Annotated in this window: 17 protein-coding genes and 1 pseudogene; 6 read left to right on the top strand and 12 right to left on the bottom strand. The window is 68.4% G+C overall.

Features of this window, described 5'->3' with window-relative positions:
• The first annotated feature begins 162 nt into the window (after positions 1 to 162).
• The gene (locus tag CYQ11_RS23910) at positions 163 to 2214 is read left to right on the top strand and encodes an APC family permease (RefSeq protein ID WP_099202415.1); all 2052 of its coding nucleotides are present in this window, start codon (positions 163 to 165) and stop codon (positions 2212 to 2214) included.
• 246 nt (positions 2215 to 2460) lie between these two features.
• Positions 2461 to 3789, top strand: a complete 1329-nt coding sequence (locus CYQ11_RS23915; RefSeq protein ID WP_099202416.1) for a class I SAM-dependent RNA methyltransferase — start codon at positions 2461 to 2463, stop codon at positions 3787 to 3789.
• A gap of 767 nt (positions 3790 to 4556) precedes the next feature.
• Here CYQ11_RS23915 and CYQ11_RS23920 read toward each other — a convergent pair.
• The 5 genes from CYQ11_RS23920 to CYQ11_RS23940 form a co-directional block, all read right to left on the bottom strand.
• The gene (locus CYQ11_RS23920) at positions 4557 to 5306 is read right to left on the bottom strand and encodes a hypothetical protein (protein ID WP_099202417.1); all 750 of its coding nucleotides are present in this window, start codon (positions 5304 to 5306) and stop codon (positions 4557 to 4559) included.
• A gap of 4 nt (positions 5307 to 5310) precedes the next feature.
• Complete coding sequence (locus CYQ11_RS30440) at positions 5311 to 5592, bottom strand: hypothetical protein (protein WP_240003680.1); 282 nt, start codon at positions 5590 to 5592, stop codon at positions 5311 to 5313.
• A gap of 208 nt (positions 5593 to 5800) precedes the next feature.
• Entirely contained in the window at positions 5801 to 6685 is an 885-nt protein-coding gene (locus CYQ11_RS23930; RefSeq protein ID WP_240003681.1) for a hypothetical protein, read from the bottom strand.
• A 68-nt stretch (positions 6686 to 6753) separates the two neighbouring features.
• Complete coding sequence (locus CYQ11_RS23935; protein WP_099202418.1) at positions 6754 to 7824, bottom strand: ISAs1 family transposase; 1071 nt, start codon at positions 7822 to 7824, stop codon at positions 6754 to 6756.
• Positions 7825 to 8227: 403 nt separating this feature from the next.
• A complete protein-coding gene (locus CYQ11_RS23940) occupies positions 8228 to 8866 on the bottom strand; it encodes a DUF998 domain-containing protein (protein ID WP_099202419.1) in 639 nt (212 codons plus the stop codon).
• A gap of 128 nt (positions 8867 to 8994) precedes the next feature.
• Between CYQ11_RS23940 and CYQ11_RS23945 the strand changes: the two genes are divergently transcribed.
• Positions 8995 to 9165, top strand: a complete 171-nt coding sequence (locus tag CYQ11_RS23945; protein WP_240003682.1) for a hypothetical protein — start codon at positions 8995 to 8997, stop codon at positions 9163 to 9165.
• A 67-nt stretch (positions 9166 to 9232) separates the two neighbouring features.
• Here the strand turns inward: CYQ11_RS23945 and CYQ11_RS23950 are convergent, their stop codons facing one another.
• Complete coding sequence (locus tag CYQ11_RS23950) at positions 9233 to 10123, bottom strand: hypothetical protein (protein ID WP_099202420.1); 891 nt, start codon at positions 10121 to 10123, stop codon at positions 9233 to 9235.
• A gap of 14 nt (positions 10124 to 10137) precedes the next feature.
• A complete protein-coding gene (locus CYQ11_RS23955; RefSeq protein WP_099202421.1) occupies positions 10138 to 10569 on the bottom strand; it encodes a peptidase inhibitor family I36 protein in 432 nt (143 codons plus the stop codon).
• A 636-nt stretch (positions 10570 to 11205) separates the two neighbouring features.
• Here CYQ11_RS23955 and CYQ11_RS29950 point away from each other — a divergent pair.
• Both CYQ11_RS29950 and CYQ11_RS30445 read left to right on the top strand, forming a co-directional pair.
• Positions 11206 to 11463, top strand: a complete 258-nt coding sequence (locus CYQ11_RS29950) for a transposase family protein (protein WP_205041822.1) — start codon at positions 11206 to 11208, stop codon at positions 11461 to 11463.
• Positions 11464 to 11584: 121 nt separating this feature from the next.
• Complete coding sequence (locus CYQ11_RS30445) at positions 11585 to 12187, top strand: transposase family protein (protein WP_338105732.1); 603 nt, start codon at positions 11585 to 11587, stop codon at positions 12185 to 12187.
• Here CYQ11_RS30445 and CYQ11_RS23965 read toward each other — a convergent pair.
• Both CYQ11_RS23965 and CYQ11_RS23970 read right to left on the bottom strand, forming a co-directional pair.
• Positions 12147 to 12545: a DNA-binding protein gene (locus CYQ11_RS23965; RefSeq protein ID WP_099202422.1), complete on the bottom strand. Its 399-nt coding sequence runs from the start codon at positions 12543 to 12545 to the stop codon at positions 12147 to 12149. The genes CYQ11_RS30445 and CYQ11_RS23965 overlap by 41 nt on opposite strands.
• Positions 12542 to 12826: a hypothetical protein gene (locus CYQ11_RS23970; RefSeq protein WP_099202423.1), complete on the bottom strand. Its 285-nt coding sequence runs from the start codon at positions 12824 to 12826 to the stop codon at positions 12542 to 12544. Before CYQ11_RS23970 ends, CYQ11_RS23965 begins: the two co-directional genes overlap by 4 nt.
• Before the next feature lie 286 nt (positions 12827 to 13112).
• Between CYQ11_RS23970 and CYQ11_RS30700 the strand changes: the two are divergent.
• Positions 13113 to 13409, top strand: a pseudogene (locus CYQ11_RS30700) (NERD domain-containing protein); the annotation flags it as partial.
• A 68-nt stretch (positions 13410 to 13477) separates the two neighbouring features.
• Here CYQ11_RS30700 and CYQ11_RS23980 read toward each other — a convergent pair.
• The 3 genes from CYQ11_RS23980 to CYQ11_RS23990 form a co-directional block, all read right to left on the bottom strand.
• A complete protein-coding gene (locus CYQ11_RS23980) occupies positions 13478 to 13786 on the bottom strand; it encodes a hypothetical protein (protein WP_099202424.1) in 309 nt (102 codons plus the stop codon).
• A complete protein-coding gene (locus tag CYQ11_RS23985; protein WP_099202425.1) occupies positions 13783 to 15003 on the bottom strand; it encodes a hypothetical protein in 1221 nt (406 codons plus the stop codon). The genes CYQ11_RS23980 and CYQ11_RS23985 overlap by 4 nt, the downstream gene beginning before the upstream one ends.
• Before the next feature lie 150 nt (positions 15004 to 15153).
• Entirely contained in the window at positions 15154 to 16401 is a 1248-nt protein-coding gene (locus CYQ11_RS23990) for a TIGR02679 family protein (RefSeq protein ID WP_099202426.1), read from the bottom strand.
• Positions 16402 to 16431: the final 30 nt, after the last annotated feature.

Here is a 16431-nt window from a genome sequence, read left to right on the forward strand (position 1 = left end):
CGGACCGCTCGCCGGCCGGCCGTGAGACGGACCACTTGCTTTACCCGCCCGGCGCCGTCCTCCCAGGTCGGCGCCGGGCTTCTTAACGCGCCCTTAACGGATCCCGGGCCCTTCGGGTAGCCGGGTGGGCGACATCGATACCGAACCCTTACGATCCTCTGCGTGTCCAAACTGACCGACCTGCCGAAACGGATCCTCATCGGCCGGGCGCTGCACAGCAACAAGCTCGGGGAGACCCTGCTCCCCAAGCGCATCGCCCTGCCGGTCTTCGCCTCCGACCCGCTCTCCTCCGTGGCGTACGCGCCGGGCGAAGTGCTGCTCGTCCTCTCCGCGGCAGGCGTGTCCGCCTACCACTTCAGCCCGTGGATCGCCGTGGCGGTCGTGGTGCTGATGTTCACGGTGGTCGCCTCGTACCGCCAGAACGTCCACGCCTACCCCAGCGGCGGTGGCGACTACGAGGTCGCCAACGTCAACCTCGGCCCCAAGGCCGGCCTCACCGTCGCCAGCGCCCTGCTCGTCGACTACGTCCTGACCGTCGCGGTCTCCATCGCCTCCGGCATCGAGAACCTCGGCTCCGCCATCCCCTTCGTCGTCGAGCACAAGACGGCCTGCGCCATCGCGGTCATCGTCCTGCTCACCCTGATGAACCTGCGCGGCGTCAGGGAGTCGGGCAAGCTCTTCGCGATCCCCACCTACGTATTCGTCGGCGGCGTCTTCCTGATGATCGCCTGGGGTGCCTACCGCGGCCTGATCGCGGGGGACACGATGAAGGCCCCCACCGCCGACTACACCATCAGCGCCGAGCACCAGGGGCTGGCGGGCTTCGCGCTCGTCTTCCTGCTGCTGCGCGCCTTCTCCTCCGGCTGCGCCGCCCTCACCGGCGTCGAGGCCATCAGCAACGGCGTGCCCGCCTTCCGCAAGCCGAAGTCGAAGAACGCCGCCACCACCCTGGCCCTCATGGGCGGCCTGGCCGTCACCATGTTCTGCGGCATCATCGCCCTGGCCATGGTCACCAAGGTCCGCATGGCCGAGGAGCCGGCCACCCACCTGCTGAACAACGGCACCCCGGTCGGCGAGGAGTACACCCAGAACCCGGTGATCTCCCAGGTCGCCGAGGCGGTCTTCGGCGGCGGCTCGTTCCTCTTCATCCTGCTCGCCGCCGCCACCGCCCTGGTCCTGTTCCTGGCCGCCAACACCGCCTACAACGGCTTCCCGCTGCTCGGCTCGATCCTGGCCCAGGACCGCTACCTGCCCCGCCAGCTGCACACCCGCGGCGACCGGCTGGCCTTCTCCAACGGCATCGTGCTCCTCGCCGGCGCCGCGGCCGTCCTGACCTACATCTACGGGGCCGACTCGACGAAGCTGATCCAGCTCTACATCGTCGGCGTCTTCGTCTCCTTCACCCTGAGCCAGACCGGCATGGTCCGGCACTGGAACCGCCTGCTGGCCGGCGAGACCGACCCGGGCAAGCGCCGCCAGATGATCCGCTCCCGGGCGATCAACACCTTCGGCGCCTTCCTCACCGGCCTCGTCCTCGTCGTCGTGCTGCTGACGAAGTTCACGCACGGCGCCTGGGTCGCCCTCCTCGGCATGGTGATCTTCTACGCCACCATGACCGCCATCCGGAAGCACTACGACCGGGTGGCCGACGAGATCGCCGCCGAGGAGGCGCCGGGCGACGAGACCGTACGGCCCTCCCGCGTGCACTCGATCGTCCTCGTCTCCAAGGTCCACAAGCCGACCCTGCGCGCCCTGGCCTACGCCAAGCTCATGCGCTCCGACACGCTCGAAGCGCTCAGCATCAGTGTCGACCCGGTCGAGACCAAGGCGCTGCGCGAGGAGTGGCACCGCCGCAACATCGACGTGCCGCTGAAGATCCTCGACTCGCCCTACCGCGAGATCACCCGGCCCGTCATCGACTACGTCAAGGGCCTGCGCAAGGAGAGCCCGCGCGACGCGGTCAGCGTCTTCATCCCCGAGTACGTCGTCGGCCACTGGTACGAGCACCTGCTGCACAACCAGAGCGCCCTGCGCCTCAAGGGCCGGCTGCTCTTCACGCCCGGCGTGATGGTCACGTCCGTGCCGTGGCAGCTGGACTCCTCCGAGGTGGCCCGCAAGCGAGCCCGCAAGCGCGCCGAGTGGAACGCGCCGGGTTCGGTGCGGCGCGGGCCGGTGACGCAGCCGAAGAAGGAGAAGGCGGCGACGAAGAAGTAGCGCGTCGCGTCGTGGGGGAGACGCCGGGGTAGCGGAAGCAGCGCGTCGTAGGGGAGACGGCGGCGAGGCGGAAGCAGAGCCTCGCGCAGGAGGAGCCGGCGACGGGGGAGTAGCGCGTCGCGGGTGAGGTGCGGCGGGACGTAGACTGGACGGCTGTTGTCCAGCGGGTCCCGCCGCACTTCCTTTTCCGCTGTTTCTACAGTTTTCCCACTGTCTCAACTGTTTCTACGTACTGGAGCCGGCCGCATGTCGATGGAACCGCAGGAATCGCTGGTCGGCGAGGAGTACGAGGTCGAGGTCGGCCCGGTGGCCCACGGCGGCCACTGTGTCGCCCGTACGGAGTCGGGCCGCGTCCTCTTCGTCCGGCACGCGCTGCCGGGCGAGCGAGTGATCGCGCGGGTGACGGAGGGCGAGGAGACGTCCCGCTTCCTGCGGGCGGACGCGGTGGAGGTGCTGGAGGCGTCCAAGGACCGCGTCGAGGCCCCCTGCCCCTTCTCGGGCCCCGGCAAGTGCGGCGGCTGCGACTGGCAGCACGCCAAGCCCGGCGCTCAGCGCCGCTTCAAGGGCGAGGTCATCGCCGAACAGCTCCAGCGCCTCGCGGGCCTCACCCCGGAGGAGGCCGGCTGGGACGGCACGGTGATGCCGGCCGAGGGCGACAAGCTCCCGGCGGGCCAGGTCCCGGCCTGGCGCACCCGCGTGCAGTACGCGATCGACGCCGAGGGCCACGCGGGCCTGCGCAAGCACCGCTCGCACGAGGTCCAGGTCATCGACCGCTGCCTGATCGCCGCGCCGGGCGTGAGCGAGCTGGGCGTCGAGAAGCGCGAGTGGCCGCAGATCGCCTCGGTGGAGGCCATCGCGTCGTCGGGTTCGGCGGACCGCCAGGTGATCCTGACCCCGAAGCCGGGCGGCCGCCTGCCGATCGTGGAGCTGGACAAGCCGGTGTCGGTGCTGCGGGTGGGGGAGAAGGACGGCCGCGTCCACCGCGTCCACGGCCGCCCCTTCGTCCGCGAGCGCGCCGACGGCCGCACCTACCGCGTGGGCGAGGGCGGCTTCTGGCAGGTCCACCCCCAGGCGGCCGACACCCTCGTCCAGGCCGTGATGCAGGGCCTGATGCCGCGCAAGGGCGACATGGCCCTCGACCTCTACTGCGGCGTGGGCCTCTTCGCGGGCGCGCTGGGCGAGCGCGTGGGCGAGAAGGGCGCGGTGCTGGGCATCGAGTCGGGCAAGCGCGCGGTGGAGGACGCCCGCCACAACCTCCAGGACCTGGACCGCGTCCGCATCGAGCACGGCAAGGTCGAGGACGTCATGCCGCGCACGGGCATCAACAACGCGGACATCGTCGTCCTCGACCCCCCGCGCGCGGGCGCCGGCAAGAAGACGGTCCACCACCTGGCGTCGCTGGGGGCCCGCCGCATCGCTTATGTGGCCTGCGACCCGGCGGCACTGGCCCGGGACCTCAAGTACTTCTCGGAGGTGGGGTACCGGGTGGTGAAGCTGCGGGCGTTCGACTTGTTCCCGATGACCCATCATGTGGAGTGCGTCGCGATCCTCAAGCCCACGGGAAACCCTGCCTGACCTGCGGTTTTACCCGGTGTGCATTATGTGCGCTATGGGCGTTAGGGGCGAAATTCTGACGCTGAAATGACGCTCGTGACGCTCTCCTGACGCTCGTATGACGCTCGTCGGGAGGGTGGTCGGAGGGCACAAAACCGCCCGTCGACTGGGCTTTGAGTCCGGTTGGCGGGCGGTTGTGTTGGGCAGGCGAAGGGCCTGCCCAGGGTGCACGACGCCGTTCCCGAAGTCCTTTGACGTGCGCTCACGCCTCCGGAAACAATCCTGTCCCCGCGGATCGTTGTGATCCGCGAGGACGAGGGGGACGGGTGTCGAGTCTGAGGTTGTTCAACGTCTGTCAACGGCCTCGTAGTGCTCCCCGGAGGCGGCCAGTAATCTGCCCCGCCCGCTCGACGAAGACCAGCTTGTACCGTGCACCGGCACCGATCGCCCGCTTCCGCTGCCGGTCGGGCAGCCTCGTCTCGTGACGGGCCTGCCAGACCGGGCCAGCTTCCCTCACCAGCACGGCGATCCCTTCAGGCGACAGCCCCGTGATCCGCCGATCCGCACCGATCGCCTCACGAACACCAACCCCCACCATGCCCCGACTAACGACTGACCATCACACCGGCCACGCTAACCACGCACGAGGTCGCAGGGCAGGGGTGTCCCGACTGGGATACGCCGCTATTAGAGGCGCCTATCAGGGAATGGCAACCGTTGGCCGGCGAGGTGCATTGCCGGGCCAGATGTCCCGACTGCTGCGACGGCGCCGTCAGGCGTCGGATCGCTCAGCGGTAGCGGGCGGCCTGGCGGCGCCGGGAGGGCTCCGTCACGTCGGGTACCACCCCGGCCCCCGCGCCCGGAGTGTCGTCCCAAGTCCGGATCTTGGCCGCGACCCGCGCCAGACGCGCGTCGCCCGGCGGCACGATGAGGTAGAACAGGCCCTCGTAGGGGCGGCGGTCGTCGCCACCCCAGCGGACGACACCTTCGGTGTCAGCGACGATGTCACGGATAATCAGCTGCTGTGCCGTGGTGAATCCGCCCCGAACTCCAGGCGGGTAGAAATTTGGGCGGATGACGACGGCGGTGCCGGAAGCCTGGTTCGACTCCGGGAGCCGGCTGTCGCGGGCCGCCGACGGTGCCACCCAGCCCTCGAGCAGATTTGGTTCGTCGTGCAGGCCGAGCGTGTCGATCTCGTAGTGGAAGCGGCGGATCACATGAACCAGGACTGTCTCGGGATCGCCCATGCGCACGGAGACGTTCAGGCCAGTGCCCGCTACGTGACGGGTCACGATGTCACCGCCGTCGTCGGCGGCCTTCTGCATCTCCCATCCGTTGGCAGACGGTCGGCTGGTGAGAAGCCGGCGCCGCCGGGCTCCGACGCGGCGCAGGGCCTCCTTCAGTTCGTCATTGTTGAGGGGCTGTGGTGTGGCGGCGGCCGGGGTGGCGAGGAGTCCGGTGGAGGCGAGGCTTACGGCGGCGGTGATACCGGCCGCGGCGGTGAGAGCGTGTCTACGGGTTATGCCGGTGGGGCTCAACGGGTCAGCCTTTCTTCCGTGGTGTCGTGCGCTGCTTGTAGTGGAGAACGACGGAGGTGAGGGTGCAGATGAGCGCGAGCAGCAGAAAGAGAGCGACGGTTGGGTTGATGTAGCCGGGGATGACAATGGAGTAGTCGTGGCCGTTCGATGCCTCGCACACGAGACGCAGCGGGATGAAGTCGCCTCGACGGCCGACCAGGGTCGGTGTTCCCGCGGGGCGCTGCCGCTCGCACCTTTCGGCCAGTTCCTGGTCTTCGAGGAAGAGGAGGTGGAGACATCCCCACAAGTAGACGGCGAGCGCGGCGGCGGCCGTCAGCAGGGACAGGTCCCGCCATAGGCGGAAGGGGGGTGTATCCCCGGCGGGCCTGTGGGGTAAGCCTCGAGCACAGGTACCCGGTGAGGCTCAGCAGGGCCGCCGCGCCGGTGCTCAGGATGGCGAGCAGGGCTGCGAAGTTGTGTCCTTGCCAGGGGTTGGATGCCGTGATCATGACCTGTCAGGATTCGCGGATGATGCGGTTGTACTTCTCGAAGATGGCGTAGAGGGGCATCCGCAGCTTCGCGTCGGAGATGGCCTGGTCGCCGAAGCCCTGGTAGCGGCGGAGGATTTCGAAGGTCTCGGTGTCGGTGTAGTCGAGTGCCGGGCGGCGTATAGGGGCCTCGGCATGGTCGCCTGCCTTGCCGTCGGCTGCCCAGATGTGCAGGTGTGGAATGGTGCTCAGATTGAACACGTTGTCCTGGTTGACCTTCTGCCACATCGCCCATCTGTCGCGTTCGGAGGTCGCATCGAGGATGTCGCCCTCCAGGAGCCCTGAACGGATCGAATTGTTCCGCGACAGGATGCACGTACGCCCCGACACTTTGGCGACGCCGGTGCTGCTGTCGACCAACTTGTTGACGCCCGGCAGGTCCTTGCCCCAGTCGGGGATTTTGCCGGTGTGGTAGAGCACCACCCCCGCGTCCTCGACTACATCCTTGTAGCTGTAGTGGCAGAACTCCCAGAACGCCGACGTCTGGATGAGAGCCTTACGCATGCGGTACCTGCGGGACGCCGAGGAGATGGCTGCGTCAGCGCTCATGATCGTTTCGAGGCACTGCTGCCGGGTGTAGACGTATCCCGTGCCCCCGGGCCTCCCGATCGATGCCATGTACTCGTCGGCCTCCTTGAGCAGGGCGGACCAGTAGCTCAGGTTGAAGCCGATGTCGAGCTTCTGGGACGGAGCGGGGTAGAAGTCGCCCTGTCCTGTGTCTCGTCCGGAGGCGATGTTGTTGTCGATCTCGATCTTGCTGTCACCGGAGCCGATCGTCTTGGTGGCGATCTGGTCGAAGGCCCAGTTTTCCGGCATCGTGTAGCCGAGGTTGCCGGAGAAGCCCGACGACATGTCGGAGACGAAACTGGTGTCCGCGTAGCCTTCAGGGTCTTTGAGAAGTGATCTTGTGTCCGGGTTCGTCAGGCCAGCCCGAGGGTGGTGAGGGGCCGCTGATAGTCGCGGCCGGTGCGGCGGAGGGCTGCGGCGATGTTGGTGTGTCCGTCCTGGCGGTGGACGCCGATGGCGAGGTTGCGCAGGCTGGCCATGGTGCGGGGCAGGTGCCGGGTGCGGATCTTTGAGGCGTCCTCGCGAAAGGTGCGGTCGCGGACGTGGTGGAGCTGGTTTTCGATCTTCCAGTGGCCGCGGATCCATGTGGCGAGTTGTTCGCCGGTGGCCGCGCCGGGCGGCAGGCTGGTGACCAGGTGGATCCGTGCGATCGTCAGCTTGCCGGAGCCCAGGTCCCGCCTCCAGCGGACGACTTGGAGGGCCTGGCGGGCGTGGGGGTAGTCGAGGTGGGCGAACGCGGCGGTCTTCAAGCGGCGGATCTCGTCGCGGTGATGGGCTCGGCCGCGCTCGATGTGGTCCAGGCGTATGTCGCGCCAGGGCAGTCGACGGACCCGCTCGTGCAGCGTGGGGTGGTTCCTCTTGATGACGGCCAGGTAGTGGGCACCGCGTTCGTGCAGGTAGGCGGCGTGCTCATGCTGGGTGTGCAGGGCATCCGCGGTGATCACGGCTTCCGTCAGGTCGATGCCGTCCAGGAGCGGGGCGAAGGCCGGGATCTCGTTGCTCTTGGCATCGAGGTGCATCTGGGCGAGGACGTCGCCTTGGTGGGTCATCGCCGCGATCAGTGCAGTGGCCGGCTGGTCCTTGGCGCGGGAGCCTCGGAGGGTCTTCCCGTCGACAGCGATCACTGGTCGGCTCGTGGGCGGGCCGTTGCGCCTCTGCAGGAAGCGGCCGATGGCCCTGTCCAGGGCGTCGCCGTCCACTGCGGCCAGGACGAGGCGGATCGTCGTGGGGTGCGGCGGGCGGATGAGGCCTGTCAGCGGGTCGGGGCAGAACCCGAGCCGGGCCAGGACGCGCTGCGGCGCGTCCGTGACCCAGTCGCCAACCGCGGCCATCGAGGTGGCGCCGGCAAGGACGGCTGCGGCCGCTGCGGTCAGCAGGGCCGTCCAAGGGTGGCGGATACCGCGACGGGCTCGCGGGTCAGGCACGTCATTCAGGTATAGCCGCAGGTCAGTAACGGCTTCCGGTGCGACGGGGCCAGGAGTGTCCCCCAACCGTTCCAGGCAGGACGGCATGAGGGAAGATGGACGGGCAGGCATGGACTCGCTCGGCGCTCATACGGATTCGACACCCACATGATCACCAGGCGGCCATGCCTGCATGCTTCCAGGACCCGTCACCACCACGAGCCGACAAGTCGTCACATCATCGCTCAGCAGGCGAACCGCCCACCCCGAGACTTCTCAAAGACCCTGGGGCGGGTGAAGGGTTCGTAGGGCGCCTCGCGTAGAGCGCCACGGAAATCCGCGTTGTCCTTCGCGATCCGTTCGGCGCTGTCGGCATCGCCGCCCTGGCCCGGGGCTTCCCGGGCTGACGCCCGGGAAGCCCCGGTCAGGCACGGACGGCCGGGCGCAGCAGGCCGCGGAGGCCGACGGTGAACGACCAGGCGAGGAGGGGCAGCAGCGCGACCCGCTCCATGCCGCCCATGCCGAGGCCGAGGTAGTGGTGGGACAGGAACAGCCCGAAGGCCGCGACCGCGAGGACGGACAGCAGACCCGCGGCCCGGCGCAGGAGCGCGGGGGCGTTGTCCGCCAGGCCGAATGCCGCCAGGAGCAGACCGATGTTGCCGGTACCCATGATCAGCAGGGCGCCGAGGATGTGCAAGTTCTCGTTGACGTCTGCCGGCGCCAGTCCGACCAGAACGAACCCCACCCCAGCTCCGGCCAGCAGTACCCGCGCCGCGGCAGCGGCCCGGCCCTGGCGCCACAGGGCGCGGCCGGTCAGGGCGACGCCGAGGAGCAGAAGCGTTCCCAAGGCGATGAAGGAGCCATTCATCAGCCCGTGTTCGGGCGAGCATATGTACCGCGGCGTGGGGTCGGGCTGCATGGCGCAGTGCGCGTTGCCGAGGTCGCTGACGTTGTTGGCAGCCCAGCTGTAAGGCTGCGCCCAGGCCGCCTGGACGGTGCCGTGGGCCACGAAGAACTGCACAACTCCCGCGACCCACGCGGCGTACCCGATCCGAGCCCTCACTTGCCGTCCACCTTTTCTTGTTCGCGCGATCAGTGCGAACAGCGGACCACGCGGTCGGCCCTGCACACACTCCGGTAGGCCCCCGGAAGGGTGGTGAGGCAGACCCTAGTAGTGCGTGGTCGGGTGTGATGGCTGAGGAGTTGGCTGCGGTCCGGTGTGATCTGCCCCGCACCATGGCCAGCCTGCGCAACCTCGCCATCGGCGTCCACCGCCAGGACGGACACACCAACATCGCCGCAGCCTTCCGCCGCACCGGCCGCGACTATCAGCGGCCCCTCACCACCCTCGGGCTGGCCTGACGAACCCGGACACAAGACCACTTCTCAAAGACCCTGCTGCTAGCCCCCCGAATGAATGAGAAGAATGCTAGCGAGTCGATTTTTCTGCTACGAGGGCACGCTCAGCATTGGCCAACAGGCTCTGCAAATCTTCCTGAACCGTTTTGAGGTCGGAGCGATGGGCAGAGATCGCTTTGTTCTGGTAGCCGGCTTCAACGAAAGACCAGACACCGATGACGTTGTTCTGCTTCTTGCACTGCACGTCCGCGACCGCGGCCGACTTTTCGTCCCTTGCGGCAGCGCCATTGTCGGCTGCGAGGCCGCTCATCGCGTCAACGGGAGTCTTGTAAGAGAATCCCTTGCTCTTCATGCAGCCGCTCCAGTCGGCAAAGACCTTTCGCACCCGGTCATCGCGCTGGGCTTGGTCGCTGGCCTGGAAGATCAACCCGTCAGCCAGACCGCGCAGGCCGGCGTGCTGCCCGCGATAGATCTGGCGACTGGCCTCGCCCATGCAACCACCAGGGGGGACAGCCTTGTTGTTGTACGTGTCCACGGCGCCAGTTCGTACCGCCGCATGGTGGGGCGCCTCAACCGCATCCTGCGGGGCCACCTTCTGAACCGCAGCCGGTGAGCGATACCCAAAGGACTTGGCCTGGGCTTCGTCGGTGACGCCGTAGATCCTGCTGTGTGTGTCCGTAAAATCGCTGCGGGTCCTCGGACTGTAACTTATGGCAAAACCTTGCAAGCAGCGGGAAGTGAGAGCGTCGACAGCATCGTTCACCTTTCTCTGGTCGGCGTCAGAAAGCCGGTAGTTCTCTAAGGGGAAGGTGAAGTCATTCAGGGTTGCCCGGTAGGGGATGCCGACCTGGTCGGATTTGCTCGCACCTGCTGACGATGACTGCGCGATAGAGTACCCGGAAGCTCCGAGTGCGATCGCCGCAATGGCGCCACCGATAACCGCATACTTAACCGTCTTCACCGGACGCCTCTTTCTTAGTAGTACCACTCGTGGGAGCTGAGAGCATTCTTGATCCCTGGCGGAAGTTCAGACCACCTGTCGAAGTGGTCGCAGCCTTCACCGCACTGGCCGCGCTTGTTGACATCGAAATGCCAGCCTGAGTTCCCCCTGTACTGCCATCCCCGCCAGTACATGCTGCCGTTATTGTTGATGACGGAGGCTACGTTGTTGTCTATGGGATCCCCGGTGCGGGAGAAGGTGTAGCCGGCATAGTCCTGCAACCACCCGTTGTCGTCGAACAGGCCTCCCTGCCAGGATCTGTTCTCGTACAGGCACACCTCCCCGTACTCGCATCTACCGTCCTTGTCGTTAGCATGCGCTGGAACCTGGAATGCCGTAACCAGGGTCACGGCCGCCGCTCCGGCTGCGGCCGTCTTGGCTAAGCGATTTATGCGCATGAATACCATCTCTGTATCCTTCACCCTATCTGTAGTCGTCGGGGTGACGGCTCATGAATGCCTGAAGCCGGGATACGGTGGATTCGATAAGAGGCCGGTCCCTTTCCGGCTGAGTCGCGGACCTCTGCGGAATTCTCTTATGGAGATCTTCGATCAGCGCTATAGGTTCGCGGAAATGATCGGCCCCCTTAGGGCTGCCCTTCATTGCCACGAGGAGGGCGTCAACGGCCCCTAATGTGTCCGCCAGATACTGGGCACAGTGGCTGGGAGTGCAACCGCCCACGCTCTGTGCCTGAACCCGGGCCCATGCATCGCGGACCTTCATGGCACTGGCCGAGGGCATTACATGGTTGTCTTCCGGCTGCGAGTGGCATGCCGCCAGGACTGTAGCCAGAATCACGGCCAGCGTGGCACAGCGAAACCGTGCGACACCTAAGCCCGTCATGATCCCCCGATGCCCATGCGCGCGTACGCCAACTTGCTGGGTGCATCGGCAAGTTGATCCTTGAGGGCATGGACGGTAGTCCTGGAGGGGCAGTGCCGCCAATGCTTTCGTTGGCCACGAATGCGTAAGGTCCGGCCAGAGGGTGTGCTGGGCTTCGCCGGCCTCGACCGCTGCTGCAAGATCGAAGTAGCGGACTCGACGTGCTGGCCTGCTGGTTCGGCGTCGACCGCTCGACCATCACCCGGGCCGTCGGCGAAGTACGGCCGCTGCTCGCCGAGCGGGGCTGCACCGTCGAAGCCGGCCTCCGCCTGCGGACCCTGGCCGACGTGATCGCCCACATCAGAGCCACCGGCCAGACCGCGATCATCGACGCCACCGAGATCCGGTCCGCCACCCTGCCGCCGGACGGCCCGGCCGCGACCGGTTCGTCTCCGGCAAGAGCAAGCAGAACGCCATGAAAGCCCTGGTCTTCACCGACACCCGCGGTCGCCTGCTGTTCTGCGGCGAGACGGACCCCGCAGCTGCGCGGACATCACCCAGGCCCGCCAGGCCGGCATCGTCGACCTCCTCGCCGACACCATCCACCTGCGGATCCTCGCCGACGCCGGCTACCAGGGGCTCGGCGGCCAGACCTGCGGACAGGTCGTCACCCCGCCCCGCAAACGACGCGGCAAGCACCTCGAACACGTGCAATGGCTGATGGCCCACCACGAAGCCGCCCGCTTCCAGCATGCCTCACGGCGCAGCCCCGTCGAGCACGGCATCGCCCACCTCAAGAACTGGCGCTCACTCGCCCGCCACCACGGACGACATGAACACCTCCCCGAAACCGTCCAGGCCGTCGCCGCACCCCTGACCGCACAGCAAACCGCCGACAGGACATCAACCGCCATCGGTCCCCGACGATCACGGTCAGCAGAACGCCGCATCATGGCCCACGACATCCCAATCACCACCACGCACGAGGTCGTAAGCGAGGTACTGACGGGGAGGACGGAGCCTGTCCTCCGGCGTCACGGCCGTGCGTCAGACCTTGATCACGGCGGTGCCCGCTCCCGCGGGAGCCGAGGTGACGATCGTGACCGGTCCCGTTGCGCCCAGGATGGTGGCGGCGAGCGTGGTGGGTCCGTGGAGGAGGGAGTCAGACCTTCTCGGCGGTCACGCGCGGGTGGTCGGCGGTGAGGATGGTGATGTCCTCGACATCGGATGTCAGGATCGTGACGCGTCCGGGCTGGGCGAGGGCGGTGGCGCAGAGCATGGCGTCGATGGCGTACTTGTGGCCGTGTAGCGCGGTCGTGCGCAGCAGATCGGCGGCGGACTGGGCGAGGGCCTGGGTGACCGGCTCGACCCGCAGCCGGGACAGCGTCCACTTCAGGGCGGCGTCGTTGATCCGGGGGTGGATCACATCGACGAGAACCGCGGCCGAAGTGATCACTGGAAGGTCGGCGTCGCGGGCGGCGGTGAGCCATTCGTGGACCTCGCGGTCGCGCTGTACGGCCTTGGCCAGGCCCTCGCTGTCCAGGATGAGCGCGCCGCTCACGCGGCTGCCCCGGCATCGGAGGAGGTGCCACTGGTGAGCTTGGCCCGCTTGGCGGCCACGGCCTCCGGGTCGGCGGGGCCGTGGGTCTTGTCGAAGTCGGCGATCAGCTCGTCTAGGTTGTCGCGCTCGATCTGCCGCTGGGCGGCCCTCTCCAGGTACGCGGACACACCGCGCTTGCCGACGCGCTCACGGATCGCCTGCAGGGTGCCGGCGGTCAAAGAGATCGAGATGCCGCTGGTGGGGCCGTTGCCGGGAGGGAAGTCGGTGCCGTCATCAGCCATGACGCGAGTATGGCATTTCAAATGCCATAAGGCGAGATCTCCGGCGGTGGCGACCTCGGGCCCCCTGGATCGGCGGGCGTGTGCCGAAAGTGCGCAGGTGGCGCCCATAGTGCCCGCACTGCACATTGATCTTGCGTCCGATGTGCGTCATGCACGTCGCTGACCGTGGTGTCAGTGCCGCCCTCATAAGATTCCTCACTGCGGGGGCGGCCCCACGTTCCTGGCCGCGGAGGCGGAGTTCGCGGCAGGCACATAGGTGCGCAGACGGACATAGGCGGGGAGTCGCATGCTGGAAGGCCGGTGGACAACGGTCACCGAGTCCGGGTACGAGCACGAGCGCCGCGGTCTGGACGCGATCCGCAAGCGTCTGCGGGACGAGGAGCCGTGGCGGGCCTGGTCGAACTTCGTGTTCACCGCGAACAGCGGGCATGTCCGTGAGGTGGACCTGCTGGTCACCTCATCGGCCGGGGTGTTCCTCGTCGAGCTCAAGGACTGGCACGGCTCGGTGAGCGGCGGAGGCCATGACTGGGTGCAGACCACGTCCAGCGGAATTCACCAGGCCAGGAGCCGCACCCAAGCCAACGGGCGCCCTTTCGGCGCCCCCGGCGCCGGCCCGAGCCGCCGGTCGCGGCGAGGCCAGGGAGGCGCGACTCAGGATGCCCAGTGCCGGTACGCCTCCACCCAGGCCCATCCCTCAGGTGCGGGTTCGGGCCTGGGAAGGTCGAGGACGCCGATTGCCTGACGGTATCTGCCGCGTCGGCACAGGGCGACGAGGCCGTGGCCAGGGCGGAGCTCGATGGCAGTGACCGTTGCCGCGACGCCGAGCACGGTCGTGTCGAACGGCAGGGCGAGGTGGTCCTCGATGACCGCGTGAAAGGCGGTGAGCTGGTCGTACTCGTCGTAGGCGTCGACGATTGCCTCCTCGACCATGGCGTCGAGTTCCGTGGTGCTGGGCCTCATGCCTTGTGCCGCCTCTGTGAGCGAAGGAGTTCGGCGAGGCGGGTGCCGACCGGCGTGATGCTGGGCAGGGGCTCTCGGTCGTAGTGGCTCTTCTTGCGGCGCCGCAGCAACTCCTCCCCGTCCCGCTCCCAGGAGAACGCGGGTTTGCGCAGGAGCGAGCGGAAGACGGCGTCCGCGTTCGCGGGATGCCGCTGGACCAGACGGCGAATGACCATGGGGGAGACGGAGTCGTCGTTCAGGTAGTCCCTGAGCAGGGCCAGGTGAGCGCGGTCACCGACCAGGGCGGGATCGGTGAACAGCGCGTCGAGGCGGCCGAAGTCGGCGTAGTAGCAGATGCCTTCCGTCTCGTCACAGATGACGGCGATGGTGTCCGCGTCGAGGAGGCCTTCGGGCAGGGTGCTGAGTTCGTCGAGGGAGGGTCCGCTGCTCCTCGCCTCTGCGGTGGCCCTGTCGTCGAGTTCGGCGAGGGCTTTGTCCTGGCGGTGCTGGTGGTACTCACGTAGCTGGTCCCGTGCCTCGCCGGGGTCCAGGACGAGTATGTCGGTGCCGAACAGCGCGATGAAGTCGGCGCGGGCCTCGGCCTGCATCTCCCAGCCCTTGCGCAGCATCTCGGGGTTGCGGCGCAGCAGTTGCGGATTGGCCGAGAGGGTCTGGGTGGCGGCCTGCGCCAGCTCCGGGCCGTCGTCGGCCGGGTAGGTGGTGAGGTTGCCGCTGACCAGCCAGACGTCGGTGCGGGGGTGGAGGGGAACGAGGCGGGCGGTGGCGAACATGCCTTTGCGGAGCTTGCTCAGGGCGCGTGGCCCCAGGTTGGAGCGGACTCGGTAGACGAGGTCGTCGAGCAGGTTGTGCAGGAGGACGGCGCCTCGGTCCCCGCCCCGTACCTCGAAGAGCCCCTCGATCACGTCGCGCCAGCCGAGCAGCGTGGCGCGCTCGTCCCGCGTCAGCGGTGGTCGGCGCTGGGATACGAATCGCTCGACCACGGTGGAGCCGTCCGCCAGCCGGTGTTGCAGCGCGAAGTGGTCGATCGTGGCGATGGCGCTCCCCTCGTCGAGGAAGCCCAGCCGGTCCTCGGTTTCGGCGAGTCGGGCATCCAGCCGCCTCGCGAAGCGCGGGCTCTGCGCGAAGGCCACCAGCTCGCTCTTGAGATCCCCGCTTCGCGCCACCAGCCCTTCGAGATCGACAGGGGGGAGGGACTGGGGAGAGTCGCTCTGTGCCACTTCGTCCTACCTTCTCTTGTCGTTGTGCCGTTGTCGGAGTTGCCGCACGTGCGGTGCCGGGCGCCCTTGAACGGTGTCCGTGTGAGGAGCCGGCGGCCGAAGGCAGCCTCAAGGCCGCTGCGACCCGTCGCGGACCGGCGGTGACAGGTGTCAGGGCGCGAGGTCGGCCAGGAGGTCGTCAAGCACGGTCTCCTCCTCGACGCGTACGCCGAGGCCGGTGAGGGCCGGCCGCAGCTCCGGGTCCCAGGGGGCGTCGACGGGCTTGCCGGTCAGGGGTGGTGCCAGGGGAGCGGCGGTGGCGGCCGTGCGGTACTCGGCGGCGGTGTAGCGCCAGGGGCGCCAGGGGACGCGTTGCAGCAGGGCGGTGGCGATGCGTATGCCGCCCCAGTCGAAGTCGCCGTGGTAGCGGAGTTGTGATCCGCGGGTGTGCAGGTGGCGCAGGAGGGTGAGGGCGGCGGCCGAGGGCTGGCCCTGGAGGCAGACGAGGGGCGGGCAGGCGGGGCCGTGGGTGTCGGCCGCGGTGGCGAGCACGGTGGGGTTCTCGCAGACGTACACCACCAGGGGCGCCGTAAGGGGCGGGGTGCGGGTGAGCTGGCGCAGGGTGAGCACGGCCGGTTCCCCTGCGTCGGCGGCCCAGTCGAGGGCGGGGGTGCCGCGCAGGCCCAAGGTCAGGACGGTGGAGGACAGGGCGTCCTTGAGCAGGCCCGCGGAGGCCCACGCTTCGCGGCGCCACTCGGCCCCGGTGCCGTCGGGGAAGCCGGTCAGGGCGCGGATGCCGGAGAGGACGAGGGTGGCGAGCGGGGTGCCGTCGTCCAGGGCGTGGGCGTCGCCCAGGGTGCGGGCGGCGAAGGCGGGGAGGGAGACGGGCGGCTCGGCGGGCAGTTGCCGCAGGGCGGTCGTCGTGGCGGTGAGCAGGGTATGGGCAGCGTCCGGGGTACGCGCGAGGCGGCGGACGAGACCGTTGCGGATGGTCTGCTCGCTCCAGCCGGCCAGTTCCGGCCGCTCGGTGCCCAGGGTGGTGAGCGGAGCGCAGGCGCCCTGCCAGGCGTTCGCCTCCTGCTTGAGTACGTCGCTGAGGAGGACGACGGGCCCGGTGAGGGCGACGACGGCAGCGCCGAGGCCCTCGGGGCTCACTCCGGAGCGGCGCAGGACGGCGTCGACCGTGTCGAGCCGTACGCTCAGTGAGCGTCCGGAACCCGGGGCGCGACCGAGCAGGCGTTCGGCGGCGGCCCGCTCGCCGGCGGTGGGCGCGGCCAGGGTCACCGGGCCGGCGAGGGGCTCGCCGCGTTCCATGCGGCTGCGGGCCCGGTCCACGAGCCAGGCGCAGTCCGGGTCGCCGAGGAGGCGGGTGAGGCGGTCGTGGTCGATGCGTGTGGCGGAGGCGTGGGGTGTGCTCATCCGATGACCGTTCCCGTGATCGGCCCCTGT

The sequence above is a fragment of the Streptomyces cinnamoneus genome (genome assembly GCF_002939475.1).
Classification (GTDB): Bacteria; Actinomycetota; Actinomycetes; order Streptomycetales; family Streptomycetaceae; genus Streptomyces; species Streptomyces cinnamoneus_A.

Excerpts from the sequence above, each read along its gene's own strand:
- CYQ11_RS23970 (WP_099202423.1), bottom strand. The coding sequence starts at position 12,826 with ATGGCTGATGACGGCACCGACTTCCCTCCCGGCAACGGCCCCACCAGC.
- CYQ11_RS23930 (WP_240003681.1), bottom strand. The coding sequence starts at position 6,685 with ATGTCGTCGGGCTTCTCCGGCAACCTCGGCTACACGATGCCGGAAAAC.
- CYQ11_RS23945 (WP_240003682.1), top strand. The coding sequence starts at position 8,995 with ATGGCTGAGGAGTTGGCTGCGGTCCGGTGTGATCTGCCCCGCACCATG.
- CYQ11_RS23915 (WP_099202416.1), top strand. The coding sequence starts at position 2,461 with ATGTCGATGGAACCGCAGGAATCGCTGGTCGGCGAGGAGTACGAGGTC.
- CYQ11_RS23980 (WP_099202424.1), bottom strand. The coding sequence starts at position 13,786 with ATGAGGCCCAGCACCACGGAACTCGACGCCATGGTCGAGGAGGCAATC.
- CYQ11_RS23990 (WP_099202426.1), bottom strand. The coding sequence starts at position 16,401 with ATGAGCACACCCCACGCCTCCGCCACACGCATCGACCACGACCGCCTC.
- CYQ11_RS23955 (WP_099202421.1), bottom strand. The coding sequence starts at position 10,569 with ATGGTATTCATGCGCATAAATCGCTTAGCCAAGACGGCCGCAGCCGGA.